This window comes from Kribbella antibiotica (assembly GCF_004349055.1).
Classification (GTDB): Bacteria; Actinomycetota; Actinomycetes; order Propionibacteriales; family Kribbellaceae; genus Kribbella; species Kribbella antibiotica.
On sequence record NZ_SMKX01000204.1, the window covers coordinates 1 to 13,565 of the forward strand.

A 13,565-nucleotide genomic window follows, 5' to 3' on the forward strand; every position below is an offset into this window, starting at 1 on the left:
GACAGAGATGGCGGCGGCTGGGTGGCCGGCGTGGTCCAGGGCGGCTGCGGCTAGGGAAGAGACGCCGGGGGTTATGTGGCCTTCTTCGAAGGCGTAGCCCTGGCGTTTTTCGTCGGACAGCAGGCGCCTTAGCTGGGTTAGGGATTCGGGGCCTTGGTCGGTGCGGCGGACGAAGGACTCGGGGGTGGGGAAGAGGGCTCGGACCTGGGCCGGGGGGAGTTCGGCGAGGAGAGCTCGGCCGGAGGCGGTGAGGGTGGCGGGGAGCCGGACGCCTACGTCGGTGACGAGGGTGACGGGGCGTGGGGGTTGCTCTTTGAGTAGGTAGACGAGTTCTCGGCCGTGGAGGACGCCCAGGTGGGCGGTTTGGCCGATCTCGGCGACCAACTGGCCTAACAACGGCCTTGCCAGGCGCTCCAAAGGATCGTGGCGGAGGTAGGCGGAACCGATCTCGAAGGCGGCGACGCCCAGGCCGTAGCGCTTCTCTTCGGGGAGGTGGACGATGAAGCTCTCGTCCATCATTGCCCGCAGCAAGTGGTACGTCGATGAGCGTGGCAGGCCGACCGCGGAGGCGATGCGCTCCATCGGTACCGGTCCGGGCTGGGTCGCCAGGAACGTCAGCACCCGTAGGGTTCGGGTCGAGGCGGGAACGTTGCCGCTCACAACGGCAGGGTAACCGGGCAGTCTCAGATTCCGGACGATTGGCGAGCTGAATTCTTCTGCGGCGCGTGCGTCGGCCGCCGTCGCAGCCTCCAGCGCAGCAGTTCGCCGACGACCGCGAAGGCGAACAGGCCGCCCGCCACGGCCCAGTCGAAGTAGTCGCCACCGAGCAGGAACCCGACGCCGATCGACAGCCCGAGAAAGAACAGCAGGGTCAGCGCAAGGCGGATCAAAGCACCTTCTCCGCGGTCCAGGCCGAGCCGCCGCGCTGGTATCCGAGCCACTTGTTCACGGCCAGCATCGGCTGGTTGTCCGCATCGTTTCCGGTGACAGCCGTGATCAGTCCGGCGTCCCGGGCGCGTCCCAGGGCGACCGCCTTCACCAGTTTCGCGAGGCCGCGGCCTCGCGCGGCGGGGATGGTTCCGGTCGAGGCTGACCAGATGACCTTGCGTTCCGGATCCACCGTGGTGGTGGCGAAGGCCAGCACCGTGTCGCCATCCAGTACGACGATGCTCAGGTCGCGGCGCAGTTCCGGGTGATTCCAGTCGACGGCGAGGAATTCGTCGTACGGCGGGGCCTCGGACAGCCCACTGGGGTCGTCGTGCGCCGAGGCGGCCAGGGCATCCCAGAGTGCGCGGGGAGTCACGGCGTCGAAGTCGGCCACCCGGAGGCCGTTCGGGACCGGCGGGGCATCCGGTACGGCGCTCAGGTCGGCCGACGCATGGCTCAATTCGCGGCCGAGGACGAACCCACGTCGTACGGCGAAGTCGCGGGACTGGTCGTCGTCCGACACGACGACCAGGAGTGAAGCCGCCCCGGTCTCGGCCGAGCGGGTGGTGATGCGCTCGGCGAGGGCAGAGCCGATCCCGGCGCCGCGGTGTTCCGGCGTCACCAGCACGGTGATTCGGACTCGGGCTCCGGGCGCGTCCGGCAGGTAGATGTTGCCGTAGCCGACGATCTCGGAACCGCTGGTCGCGACCAGGACCACCCGGTTCGGGTTGTTGCGCAGCCCTGCCTCGACAGCTCGCGCGCTCATCACCAGATGCGGCATCGCTGCCGCCCACACCGCCGCGATCCCCACTGCATCCGCGGGCTCCGCCGTACGAATTTCGAACACCATGCACCCACCGTAATGCCGCCGAAGGTCCACGAGGTGGCGGGAGATGTCTCGGGTTTGAGACGGAACTGGGGCGTGATCGGGTGTCCGTAGATGACTGGAGGGGGTCCAATGAGCGAGTGGAACAGACCAGCAGCACGGTGATCGTCGGAGTTGGGCCGCTGTCGGCGGCCGATGTGGTTGCGGTGGCGCGGTACGGCGCTCAGGTCCGGATCAGTGATCAGTCGCTCGAGGAGATCGCGAAGTCGCGGGCCGTGATCGAGGGCCTGGCGCACGCCGAGACCCCGCACTACGGCGTCTCGACCGGGTTCGGAGCGCTCGCGACGCGGCACATCGCGCCCGAGTTGCGCGCCCAGTTGCAGCGCAGCCTGGTTCGCTCCCACGCGGCCGGCTCGGGACCCGAGGTCGAGACCGAGGTCGTCCGCGCCCTCGCGCTGCTCCGACTGTCCACCCTCGCGACCGGTCGCACCGGCGTGAAGGTCGAGACGGCTCAGGCGTACGCCGGTCTCCTCAACGCCAAGCTGACTCCGATCGTGCACGAATACGGCAGCCTCGGCTGCTCCGGCGACCTCGCGCCGCTGAGCCACGTCGCCCTCGCGGTGATGGGTGAAGGTCAGGTTCGCGATGCCGAGGGCAACCTTCGCGACGCCGGCGAGGCGCTGGAAGCCAACGGTCTCAAACCGGTCGTCCTTGCGGAGAAGGAAGGTCTGGCACTGATCAACGGCACCGACGGCATGCTCGGCATGCTGGTGCTCGCGCTCGCCGACCTTGATCGCCTGGTGAAGACCGCTGACATCGCGGCCGCGATGAGCGTCGAGGGTCAGCTCGCCACCGACCGCGTCTTCGCGGCCGACCTGCACGCCCTGCGCCCGCAGTTCGGGCAGAGCGTTTCCGCGGCCAACCTGCGCACGATCCTGACCGACAGCGGCATCGTCGCCAGCCACCGCGGCCCCGACTGCAACCGCGTCCAGGACGCCTATTCGCTGCGGTGTTCACCCCAGGTCCACGGTGCCGTTCGCGACACGGCCGCGCACGCAACTATGGTCGCCGAGCGCGAACTAGCCTCGGCGATCGACAACCCCGTCGTACTGGCTGATGGCAGGGTCGAGTCCAACGGCAACTTTCACGGTGCCCCGGTCGGTTACGTCCTCGACTTCCTCGCGATTGCTGTTGCAGACCTCGCGAGCATCAGCGAACGGCGTACCGATCGTTTCCTCGACGTGTCCCGCAACCACGGGCTGAACGCCTTCCTGGCCGACGATCCCGGCGTCGACTCCGGGCACATGATCGCGCAGTACACGCAGGCTGCGATCGTGTCGGAGCTGAAGCGGCTCGCCGTACCGGCCAGTGTGGACTCGATTCCGAGCAGCGCGATGCAGGAAGACCACGTCTCGATGGGCTGGTCGGCCGCCCGCAAGCTGCGCAAGTCGATCGACGGGCTCCAGCGGGTGCTCGCGATCGAGATCCTGACCGCTGCCCGCGCGCTCGACCTGCGCGCGCCGCTCACGCCCTCACCGGCCACCGCCGCCGTACGGGATGCCCTTCGGGTGTACGTCGAAGGTCCGGGAACCGACCGTCACCTGTCCCCGGAGATCGAGCACTCCGTCCAACTCGTTGCCAATGGCACCTACCTCACCCAGGCCGAGGCCGTCACCGGCCCGCTCCTCTAGAAAGGCTGGATCACCCATGTCCGGACCCCGTCCTGTGCGCGCCGCCCGCGGTACGACGCTGACCGCCCAAGGCTGGCAGCAGGAAGCCGCCCTGCGGATGCTGCAGAACAACCTCGACCCCGAGGTTGCCGAGCACCCCGACGAGCTCGTCGTGTACGGCGGTTCCGGTAAGGCTGCCCGGGACTGGAACTCGTTCGACGCGATGGTTCGCACCCTGACCACCCTGAAGGCCGACGAGACCATGCTGGTCCAGTCGGGTCGTCCGGTCGGTGTGATGCAGACCCACGAGTGGGCGCCGCGCGTGCTCATCGCGAACTCGAACCTGGTCGGCGACTGGGCCAACTGGGAGGAGTTCCGCAAGCTCGAGGCGATGGGTCTGACGATGTACGGCCAGATGACGGCCGGGTCGTGGATCTACATCGGCACCCAGGGGATCCTGCAGGGGACCTACGAGACCTTCGCTGCGGTGGCTGCGAAGAAGTTCGGCGGCACGCTCGCGGGCACGGTCACGCTGACCGCGGGACTCGGCGGCATGGGTGGCGCGCAGCCGCTGGCCGTCACGATGAACGACGGGGTCGCGATCTGCATCGACGTCGACTCAAGCCGGATCGATCGACGGATCGAGCACCGCTACCTCGACGTACGGGCGTCTTCTGTCGACGAAGCGCTGTCCTTGGCCGAAGAGGCGCGCAAAGCCCGCAAACCGTTGTCGATCGGTGTGCTCGGCAACGCGGCCACAATCGTTCCGGACCTGCTGAAGCGCGGCGCCCCGATCGACATCGTCACCGACCAGACCTCGGCGCACGACCCGCTGATGTACCTGCCCGTGAGTGTCGACTTCGACGACTGGGTGACTGCTCGCGAGAAGGACCCGGCGGGCTTCACCGAGCGTGCGCAGGAGTCGATGGCGCGGCACGTCGAGGCGATGGTCGGCTTCCAGGACGCCGGCTCCGAGGTGTTCGACTACGGCAACTCGATCCGCGACGAGGCTCGCAAGGCCGGGTACTCGCGGGCCTTCGAGTTCCCGGGGTTTGTTCCGGCCTACATCCGGCCGCTGTTCTGTGAGGGCAAGGGCCCGTTCCGCTGGGCGGCGCTGTCGGGGAATCCGAGGGACATCGCGAAGACCGATCAGGCGATCCTTGATCTGTTCCCGGACAACGAGCACCTGACCCGCTGGATCAAGATGGCGGGTGAGCGGGTCGCGTTCCAGGGCCTGCCGGCGCGGATCTGCTGGCTCGGTCAGGGTGAGCGGGACAAGGCCGGCGTGCGGTTCAACGACATGGTCGCCTCGGGTGAGCTCGAGGCTCCGATCGTGATCGGCCGGGACCACCTGGACACCGGCAGTGTGGCCTCGCCGTACCGCGAGACCGAAGGAATGCTCGACGGCTCGGACGCGATCGCGGACTGGCCGTTGCTGAACGCGATGGTGAACGTATCGTCCGGCGCGTCCTGGGTGTCGATCCACCAAGGCGGCGGCGTCGGCATGGGCCGGTCCATCCACGCCGGTCAGGTTTCGGTTGCCGATGGCACCGACCTGGCCCGGCAGAAGCTGGAGCGCGTGCTCACCAACGACCCGGCCATGGGCGTGATCCGCCATGTCGACGCCGGATATGACAGTGCAGAACGCGTCGCCGCCGAGCGTGGGGTGCGGATTCCGATGCAGGAGTCCTGACCGGCTGCGACCGGTCAATTCCCTACCGTTATGGTGCACTTTCCCGCGGACCGAGATTCCGGCTCATCCAGAGTTTTTGGGGGATCGGTCCGCTAGGGTCATTCGGGCGACGGACGACAAGCGCGAAGGGGCGCCATGATCGAGTTCGAGGACGTCACCAAGAGGTATCCGGACGGCACCGTGGCCGTCGACAACCTGTCCCTGCGGATCCCCAGCAACGAGATCACCGTGTTCGTCGGGCCCTCGGGCTGCGGCAAGACCACGTCGCTGCGGATGATCAACCGCACCATCGAGCGCACCAGCGGGACGATCTCGATCGATGGCGAGGACATCAACAGCAAGGACGCCGTCACCTTGCGCCGCGGCATCGGCTACGTGATCCAGAACGCCGGGCTGTTCCCGCACAAGACCGTGGTGGAGAACGTCGCCACCGTGCCGAAGCTGCTCGGCTGGGACAAACGCAAAGCACACAGTACGGCGATGGAGCTGCTCGAGCGGGTCGGTCTCGACCTCAAGCTCGCGGAGCGGTATCCGGCCCAGCTGTCCGGGGGCCAGCAGCAACGAGTCGGCGTGGCCAGGGCGCTCGCGGCCGACCCGCTGATCATGCTGATGGACGAGCCGTTCAGCGCCGTCGACCCGGTCGTGCGCGACCAGCTGCAGGAAGAGCTGCTGCGGCTGCAGCGCGACATCGGCAAGACGATCGTGTTCGTCACGCACGACATCGACGAGGCGATCAAGCTCGGTGACAACATCGCCGTACTGCGAGTGGGCGGCAAACTGGCCCAGTTCGCACCGCCGTCGGAGTTGCTGGCGAATCCGGTCGACGACTTCGTCGAGGGTTTCATCGGCAAGGACCGCGGCTACCGCGCGCTGACGTTCGTGACGGCTGACGAGTTGCCGCTGGCCGACGTACCGGCTGAGCTGACCGTGGCTGCGGACGGATCGCCGGTGGGCTGGGCGAACGGCGCGGCCAAGCTGGAGCTGGTGGGCGCGACCTTCCAGCGGGGTGACTCGTTGCGCGCCGCGCTGGATGCCGTGCTGACCTCGCCGGTCGGCAAGGGTGTCTGCGTCGACGAGACAGGCAAGGCGGTCGGCGTCATCGACTACGGCGCCCTGACGGAAGCGTTGCGCCCATGACCTGGATCGGCGACAACTGGCCGATGATCTGGGACCAGTTGCGCGAGCATCTCTATCTGGCGCTGATCCCGATGGTCCTCGGGCTGGTCATCTCACTACCTCTCGGGTACGTCGCCACGCGGTTCAGCTGGTTGGCGAATCCGCTCGTGGCACTCGGCGGCGTGCTGTACTCGCTGCCGTCGATCGCCCTGTTCATCGTGCTGCCGGCGGTCCTAGGGACGGGGATCCTGTCCCCGGTCAACATCATCGTGGCGCTGACGATCTACGCGGTGTCGCTGCTGATCCGGAACGTGATCGACGGCCTGCGGTCCGTGCCCGAAGACGTTCTGCAGGCCGCAGTGTCGGTGGGCTATGGAACCCTGCGAAGGGTGCTGACCATCGACCTGCCGATCGCGATCCCGGTGATCTTCGCCGGGCTGCGCGTCGTCACGGTCGCGAACATCTCGATGGTGAGCGTCGGTGCGATCATCGGCATCGGTGGGCTCGGCGAGTTGTTCACGCTCGGCTTCCAGGGCGGCTTCCTGACGCCGATCGTGGTCGGCATCATCTTCTCGCTGGCGCTCGCACTGATCTGTGACGTGCTGCTGGTCGGGTTGCAGCGGCTGCTGACGCCGTGGGCCCGAGCGGTCGCACCGGTCAAGGAGGCGACCGTATGATCCAGGGCCTCTTCGACTTCCTCGGCGACTCGGTGAACTGGTCGGGTTCCGAAGGTATCCCCACGCGGCTGCAGGAGCACCTGCTCTACACCCTGTTGTCGCTGCTGATCGCGGCCGTCATCGCGTTCCCGATCGGCCTGCTGATCGGGCACACCCGGCGCGGGGCGTTCGTCGCCATCAACACCGTGAACGCCTGGCGGGCGCTGCCGACACTCGGTCTGCTCACGCTGATCGTGCTGCTGATCGGCATCGGCAAGCTTCCGGTGATCATCGCGCTGGTGGTGCTCGGCATCCCGCCGATCCTCGCCTCGACGTACGCGGGCGTCTCTGGAGTCGACCGTACGACGATCGACGCAGCGCGCGGGATGGGTATGACCGGGCGGGAGATCCTCACCAAGGTGGAGATCCCGATCGCGTTGCCGCTGATCATCTCGGGGCTGCGCAGTGCGACCCTGCAGATCGTCTCGACCGCGACCGTGGCGGCCTTCGTCGCACTCGGCGGGCTCGGGCGGTATGTGATTGACGGACTGGGGGTACGGGACTTCCCGCAGATGCTGGCGGGCGCCGTACTGGTTGCGTTGCTCGCGATCGTGCTCGACCTGGCCTTCGCCCTGATCGGGCGGTATGCGGTTTCGGCCGGACTGACCGGCCGGCGGCGCAAAAACATCAATACCTCAACTGCACCGGCACCGGCCGGCGCGAACTGAGAACGGACTCTGGAGGATCCCGTGTTCAGAAGAACCTTCATCCGCAGTGCCATCGCCGCGACGGCCGTGCTCGGCCTCGCGGCCTGCGGAAACGGCGGCGGTGACCCGCTGGCGGGCGGTGGCGACGCGGGCGGTTCCGCCCCGGCCAAGGTCGACTCGATCACGGTCGGGTCGGCCAACTTCCCCGAGAGCCAGCTGCTCGCCGAGATCTACGCCCAGGCGCTGGCTGCCAAGGGCATCAAGGTGAGTAAGAAGCTCAACATCGGCGCCCGTGAGGTCTACATGGCCGCCATCCAGGACAAGTCGATCGACCTGCTCCCGGAGTACACGGGCTCGACACTGGTCTACTTCAAGAAGGACGCCCCGGAGAACGAGGCCGAGGCGGTCTACAAGGCGATCCAGCCGGCCCTGCCGAAGGGTCTCGAGGTGCTGGACAAGTCGCCGGCCACCGACGAGGACGCGGTCGTGGTCACCAAGGCGACCGCCGACAAGTACAACCTGAAGTCGCTCGCCGACCTCAAGGCCGTCGGTAAGGACCTGGTCGCCGGTGGCGGTCCCGAGTTCAAGACCCGCAAGGCGGGCGTGGCCGGGATGAAGGAGGTCTACGGCATCGAGTTCAAGGAGTTCAAGTCGCTCGACCCGGGTGGCCCGCTGAGCCTGAAGGCGCTGCTGGACAACCAGATCCAGGTCACCCAGTTCTTCACGACACAGTCGGCGATCAAGGACAACAACCTGGTCGTGCTCGAGGACCCGGAGCACATCCACCTGCCGAACAACATCGTTCCGCTGATCCGCACCGACCACAAGGCTCCTGACGTCGTCACAACGCTGAACGCGATCCAGGCCAAGCTCACCACCGAAGGCCTGACCGACATGGTCAAGCGCATCGGCGGCGGTTCCGAGAGCGCCGACGCGGTCGCCAAGGACTGGCTGTCGAAGAACCCGCTGTCTTGAGTTTCGAAAAACTGTGGGCGGACCAGTCCGCCATCGGGCGAGACGCCGAAACCGGCGGCTACACCCGAGGCGGCTGGACCCCCTCCGAACGCGAAGCCACAGCCTGGTTCCTCGATCAGTGCGCCACCCGCGACCTGACGGTGGAATCGGACGGCATCGGCAACCTCATCGCCTGGTGGGACCCGCGGGGGACTGACCTTGGCCATCCACCTTCCGGTCGGGGAGTCGTGACCGGAAGTCACCTTGACTCGGTGATCGACGGGGGCGCCTTCGACGGGCCTCTTGGAGTGGTGTCGGCGCTGGCGGCTGTTGACCAGTTGCGGCGCGACGGCTTCACACCGTCTGTGCCCATTGGGGTTGGGGCTTTTGTGGAGGAGGAGGGGTCCCGGTTCGGGATGCCTTGCCTGGGGTCGCGGGTTGCGGCTGGGGTTTTGACGGCTGAGAAGGCTCTGGCGTTGACGGACCGGCAGGGGGTGTCGCTGGCTCGTGCGTTGGAGGCTGCCGGGACTGATCCTGCAGGCGTTGGGCCTTCGCCATTGCTGGAGCGGATGGGGACGTTCGTCGAGTTGCATGTTGAGCAGGGACGCGGGCTGACGGCGCCAGTTGGTGTGGCCAGCTCGATCTGGCCGCATGGGCGGTATCGGTTCACCTTCGAGGGTGAGGCGAACCATGCCGGCACCACGCTGATGGAGGACCGGCACGACCCGATGCTCACCTACGCGATGACCGCGCTCGCCGCCAACAAGCAGGCGCGCCTCGCTGGTGCGCGTGCCACTTTCGGCCGGTTGTCGATCGAGCCGAACGGGACGAATGCGGTGCCCTCGAAGGTGATCGCCTGGCTGGACGCTCGTGCTGCTGACGACGCCACACTCGAATCGTTGCTCGCAGCAATCACTCGGCAGGCGGTCGAGCGGGCGGAACGCGACGGTACGACGGTGGCCGTCGTACCGGAGTCGGTGTCGCCGATCGTCGATTTCCCAGTAGGGCTTCGCGATCGGCTGGTCGGCGTGCTGGATGGCGCGCCGGTGCTGCCGACCGGCGCCGGCCATGATGCCGGGGTGTTTTCGGCGGCCGGGATTCCGACCGCCATGCTGTTTGTCCGCAATCCGACCGGCATTTCGCACTCACCGGCTGAGTATGCCGAGGAGGACGACTGTCTGGCCGGCGTCGAGGCGCTGGCCGCCGTACTGAAGGATCTCGCGCAGTGACGTCGTACTGGTGCTCGACCGCCCTCCTCCCCACCGGCGTCGCCTCGAGCGTCCTGGTGACCGTCGCCGACGGCCGCATCACCGCGGTCTCGGCCGACGCTCAACCCGGTGATGCCGTGCGGCTGGGAGGCCTCGTCGTCCCCGGTCTCGCGAACTGCCACAGTCACGCGTTCCACCGCGCACTGCGCGGCCGGACGCAGACGGAGCGCGGGACGTTCTGGACTTGGCGCGAGCAGATGTACGCCGTCGCGTCCGCTCTGACTCCTGACACGTACTACGCCTTGGCGCGCGCTGTGTACGGCGAGATGCTGCTGGCCGGGATCACCGCGGTCGGCGAGTTCCACTACCTGCACCACGCGCCGGGCGGTCGCCGGTACGACGACCCGAATGCGATGGGCTCTGCTCTTATCGCGGCGGCCGCTGATGTCGGACTGCGGATCGCCTTGCTCGATACCTGTTATCTAGCTGGCGGAATCGACCAGTCGCTCAACGAGGTCCAGCAGCGGTTCAGTGACGGTGACGCGACGGCTTGGGCTGCTCGCGTCGCAGCGCTGAAGGGCTCGGACGATGTCGTGATCGGCGCGGCCGCGCACTCGATCCGCGGAGTTCCGCAGGATCAGCTCGGGGCGGTCGCTGCGGCGTTTCCTGATGCCCCGCTGCATATTCACCTCTCCGAGCAGGTCGCGGAAAACACGACCTGCCTCGACGCCTACGGGCGGACGCCGTCCCAGGTGCTCGACGAGGCTGGGTTCCTGAGCGGGCGGACGAGCGCGGTCCACGCGACGCACCTGACTCCGGTCGACGTCGGGCTGCTCGGAAACTCAGCGACGTACTCATGCTTCTGCCCGACCACCGAACGCGACCTCGCCGACGGCATCGGCCCATCCGTCGCACTGCGAGACGCCGGGTCGCGGCTGACGCTCGGCTCGGACAGTCACGCGGTGATCGACCTCTTCGAGGAGATGCGCGCAGTCGAGCTCAATGAGCGGCTGGCATCGCAGGAACGCGGACACTGGTCGGCGCCCGAGCTGTTCACCGCCGCGACCGCGGACGGGCATCGGTCGATCGGTTTCGCCGACGCCGGAACGATCCAGGTGGGTGCGCGCGCCGACCTGGTCGCCGTACGGCTCGACAGCATTCGTACGGCGGGGACCGGCGGGACCGTCGAGACCGCCGTCTTCGCCGCTTCAGCCGCCGACGTCACCGACGTGGTTGCGGACGGCCGTCATCTCGTTGCTAGTGGCAATCATGTGAAACTGGATGTGCCCGCCGAGCTGGCCGCGTCGATCGGAGCGGTGACAACATGAGCTCTCTCCTGGTGACCGGGATCGGTTCGTTGGTGACCAACGATCCGACGCAGGGTGGGTTGCTCGGCGAGATTCTTGATGCAGCACTCGTGATTGAGGGCAGCCAGGTCGCTTGGGCCGGTTCGCGTTCGGCTGCACCTGTTGCAGATAGTGCGATTGACGTCGCGGGGCGCGCGGTCATTCCGGGGTTCGTCGACTCGCATTCGCATCTGGTGTTCGCGGGGGACCGGGCCGAGGAGTTCGCGGCGCGCATGACCGGGACGCCGTACTCGGCGGGTGGGATCCGGACGACGGTTGCGGCGACCCGGCAGGCGACGGACGAGCAACTGACGGCGAATGTTGCGCGGCTCGTGACCGAGATGCGGCGGCAGGGCACGACGACGGTCGAGATCAAGTCGGGGTACGGGCTCACGGTTGCGGACGAAGCGCGGGGGCTGGAGATCGCGCGGCAGTTCACCGACGAGACGACATACCTGGGTGCGCATGTCGTGCCGGCCGACTACGCCGACGACCCGGCGGGCTACGTCGACCTCGTCACCGGCCCGATGCTCGATGCGGTTGCCGGGCACGCGAAGTGGATCGACGTCTTCGTCGAACGCGGCGCCTTCGACGAAGACCAGGCCCGCACCATCCTGAAAGCCGGCATCGCGCGCGGCCTCCAGCCCCGCGTCCACGCCAACCAGCTCGGCGAAGGCCCTGGCGTCCAACTGGCCTGCGAGCTCGGCGCCGCTGCCGCCGACCACTGCACCTACCTGACCGACGCCGACATCGACGCCCTCGCCCAAACGGGCGTAGTCGCCGGCCTGCTCCCGGCGATCGAGTTCTCCACCCGCTCGCCGTACCCGAACGCCCGCCGCCTCATCGACGCCGGCGTCACTGTAGCCCTGGCCACCGACTGCAACCCCGGCTCCGGCTACTCCTCCTCGATCCCGTTCTGCATCGCCCTGGCAGTCCGCGACATGCACATGACCCCCGCCGAAGCCCTCTGGTCCACCACCGCCGGCGGCGCCAAATCCCTCCGCCGCCCCGACATCGGCCACCTAACCCCCGGCGCCCAAGCCAACTTCGCCGTACTGGACGCCCCGTCCTACCTTCACCTCGCCTACCGCCCCGGGGTGCCGCTGGTCACCCAGACCTTCGTGGGTGGCCGGCCGGTGTAGCTCCCACACTGATCAAGCCCACTCCCGACCGTGCGCTCCGCTCGGCGAGCTGCTCAGGCGGCCAGCAGGATGCGGTTGGCCAGTGGGGGAAGTCCGCTTGCCTGCCGCACTGCATGGACCACCCACTCCTGGTCGTACATGATGTCCTCCCAGCTGAACCGCAGGATCCGCCAGCCGCGAATCGTCAGCTGCACGTGCCGGCGGCAGTCCTTGGCGAGTGCCTGGCGACTGCCGTGATGCTCGAAGCCGTCGGCCTCCAGACCGAGACGCAGCCGGAGGTTTGCCAGGTCGATCCGCGCGGAGAAGTCCCGGTCCTGGACCGGGACCTGGGGAACGAAGTCTTCGAAGCCCGCCTCGATCGTGATCGCTCGCAACGCGGACTCCAGTACCGATTCGGCGCGCTTGTCGGCCAGGCTGACGACCCGCTGGATCCGTCTCCGATGTGGGCCCCGGAGCCTGGCCGCGGCGTCCAGTAGCTCGTCCTCACTCAGGGCACCGGAGCGCAAGGCCGAATCTGACACCGCCAAGGACTCGGCGAGTGGCAACGTGCGGATGCAGTCGAGCACCGTGCGGATCGGTGTGGTGACGTCGTCGAGGGCTGGGACGTCCGCCCAATGCAGCGTGCACGGCAGTCCTGTCCGGCGACGGACCTGCTTGGGCTGCAGCGTGACGTGCGGCAGCAGCGGCGCGTTGATAACGCCGAAGCCCCAATGTTGTGCGGCGCTCAGGTGCGACACCACACCTCCGTGGCTGCGTGCGGCGGCCAAGGCTGGCGGCGCCTGCGGAAGCGCGTAGACGCCCTTGGACACCCGACGGATCTCGCCGCCGCACAGCGCGGCCCGGATCGCCCGAGCGGGCACCAGGACTCGCAGGTCTCCGAAGGTCGCGACACCTCCGCGCTTGCTGAGAACCTCGACGATGTCTGCCATGCGTTCATCATGGCGATTTCTGTCGCGGGACGTCGGGCGTTATCCACAGGCGGATCCCCAGCACTGGTCAACACCGGCTGAGGCGCCGGGAGCAGCTCGCCCGAGCGTGAGCGCGCGCGGCGCGGACGACTTGATCAGTGGGGGCGGTGCGGCAGCCCGAGCCACGGCCCAGCGTCCGCTCCCGGAAACCCCGGTGCGCTGCCCGCGGTGATCCGCCACTCTGGGTCTATGGACATTCAGGGGCGGTTGAAAGAGGCGTTTCGGTGGCGGGCGGATCGGGGGAATTGAAGGTGGTCGGCTGATGTGACGGGGTGGTGGCGGGACGGGGAGCTGTTGCGGGGGATCGGGCCGGCGTTGGCGGGGTTGTACGACGAGGTGCCGACGGTGGTGG

The 13,565-nt window shown here is 67.9% G+C and carries 13 protein-coding genes; 9 read left to right on the plus strand and 4 right to left on the minus strand.

What is annotated here, in order from left to right:
* From E1263_RS38670 to E1263_RS38680, 3 genes are all read right to left on the minus strand, one after another.
* Positions 1-660: IclR family transcriptional regulator (locus E1263_RS38670; RefSeq protein ID WP_132176787.1), on the minus strand; the 660-nt coding region annotated here is incomplete at its 3' end.
* Between the two features lie 23 nt (positions 661-683).
* The gene (locus E1263_RS38675; protein WP_132176789.1) at positions 684-890 is read right to left on the minus strand and encodes a hypothetical protein; all 207 of its coding nucleotides are present in this window, start codon (positions 888-890) and stop codon (positions 684-686) included.
* A complete protein-coding gene (locus E1263_RS38680; protein WP_238161960.1) occupies positions 887-1,777 on the minus strand; it encodes a GNAT family N-acetyltransferase in 891 nt (296 codons plus the stop codon). Before E1263_RS38680 ends, E1263_RS38675 begins: the two co-directional genes overlap by 4 nt.
* Positions 1,778-1,893: 116 nt before the next feature.
* Here E1263_RS38680 and hutH point away from each other — a divergent pair, with 116 nt between their 5' ends.
* The 9 genes from hutH to hutI all read left to right on the plus strand — a co-directional run bounded on the left by hutH (position 1,894) and on the right by hutI (position 12,245).
* Entirely contained in the window at positions 1,894-3,444 is a 1,551-nt protein-coding gene (hutH, locus tag E1263_RS38685; protein WP_132176791.1) for a histidine ammonia-lyase, read from the plus strand.
* 16 nt (positions 3,445-3,460) lie between these two features.
* On the plus strand, positions 3,461-5,116 hold the full coding sequence (hutU, locus tag E1263_RS38690) for a urocanate hydratase (RefSeq protein WP_132176793.1): 1,656 nt from the start codon (positions 3,461-3,463) through the stop codon (positions 5,114-5,116).
* A 135-nt stretch (positions 5,117-5,251) separates the two neighbouring features.
* Positions 5,252-6,253 (plus strand): ABC transporter ATP-binding protein, encoded by a 1,002-nt coding sequence (locus E1263_RS38695; protein ID WP_132176795.1) that lies wholly within the window; start codon positions 5,252-5,254, stop codon positions 6,251-6,253.
* Positions 6,250-6,909, plus strand: a complete 660-nt coding sequence (locus tag E1263_RS38700) for an ABC transporter permease (RefSeq protein ID WP_132176797.1) — start codon at positions 6,250-6,252, stop codon at positions 6,907-6,909. The genes E1263_RS38695 and E1263_RS38700 overlap by 4 nt, the downstream gene beginning before the upstream one ends.
* Positions 6,906-7,616 (plus strand): ABC transporter permease, encoded by a 711-nt coding sequence (locus E1263_RS38705; protein WP_132176799.1) that lies wholly within the window; start codon positions 6,906-6,908, stop codon positions 7,614-7,616. Before E1263_RS38700 ends, E1263_RS38705 begins: the two co-directional genes overlap by 4 nt.
* A gap of 21 nt (positions 7,617-7,637) precedes the next feature.
* A complete protein-coding gene (locus E1263_RS38710) occupies positions 7,638-8,570 on the plus strand; it encodes an ABC transporter substrate-binding protein (protein WP_132176801.1) in 933 nt (310 codons plus the stop codon).
* Positions 8,567-9,778 carry an allantoate amidohydrolase gene (locus tag E1263_RS38715; protein WP_238161961.1) on the plus strand — a complete coding sequence of 404 codons (1,212 nt, stop codon included), beginning with the start codon at positions 8,567-8,569 and terminating at the stop codon, positions 9,776-9,778. The genes E1263_RS38710 and E1263_RS38715 overlap by 4 nt, the downstream gene beginning before the upstream one ends.
* Complete coding sequence (locus E1263_RS38720; protein ID WP_132176803.1) at positions 9,775-11,085, plus strand: formimidoylglutamate deiminase; 1,311 nt, start codon at positions 9,775-9,777, stop codon at positions 11,083-11,085. The genes E1263_RS38715 and E1263_RS38720 overlap by 4 nt, the downstream gene beginning before the upstream one ends.
* Positions 11,082-12,245, plus strand: a complete 1,164-nt coding sequence (gene hutI, locus E1263_RS38725; RefSeq protein ID WP_132176805.1) for an imidazolonepropionase — start codon at positions 11,082-11,084, stop codon at positions 12,243-12,245. The genes E1263_RS38720 and hutI overlap by 4 nt, the downstream gene beginning before the upstream one ends.
* Before the next feature lie 53 nt (positions 12,246-12,298).
* Here the strand turns inward: hutI and E1263_RS38730 are convergent, their stop codons facing one another.
* On the minus strand, positions 12,299-13,174 hold the full coding sequence (locus tag E1263_RS38730; RefSeq protein ID WP_132176807.1) for a type IV toxin-antitoxin system AbiEi family antitoxin domain-containing protein: 876 nt from the start codon (positions 13,172-13,174) through the stop codon (positions 12,299-12,301).
* Positions 13,175-13,565 lie beyond the last annotated feature (391 nt).

Excerpts from the sequence above, each read along its gene's own strand:
- E1263_RS38680 (WP_238161960.1), bottom strand. The coding sequence starts at position 1,777 with ATGGTGTTCGAAATTCGTACGGCGGAGCCCGCGGATGCAGTGGGGATC.
- hutU (WP_132176793.1), top strand. The coding sequence starts at position 3,461 with ATGTCCGGACCCCGTCCTGTGCGCGCCGCCCGCGGTACGACGCTGACC.
- E1263_RS38695 (WP_132176795.1), top strand. The coding sequence starts at position 5,252 with ATGATCGAGTTCGAGGACGTCACCAAGAGGTATCCGGACGGCACCGTG.
- E1263_RS38700 (WP_132176797.1), top strand. The coding sequence starts at position 6,250 with ATGACCTGGATCGGCGACAACTGGCCGATGATCTGGGACCAGTTGCGC.
- E1263_RS38705 (WP_132176799.1), top strand. The coding sequence starts at position 6,906 with ATGATCCAGGGCCTCTTCGACTTCCTCGGCGACTCGGTGAACTGGTCG.
- hutI (WP_132176805.1), top strand. The coding sequence starts at position 11,082 with ATGAGCTCTCTCCTGGTGACCGGGATCGGTTCGTTGGTGACCAACGAT.
- E1263_RS38730 (WP_132176807.1), bottom strand. The coding sequence starts at position 13,174 with ATGGCAGACATCGTCGAGGTTCTCAGCAAGCGCGGAGGTGTCGCGACC.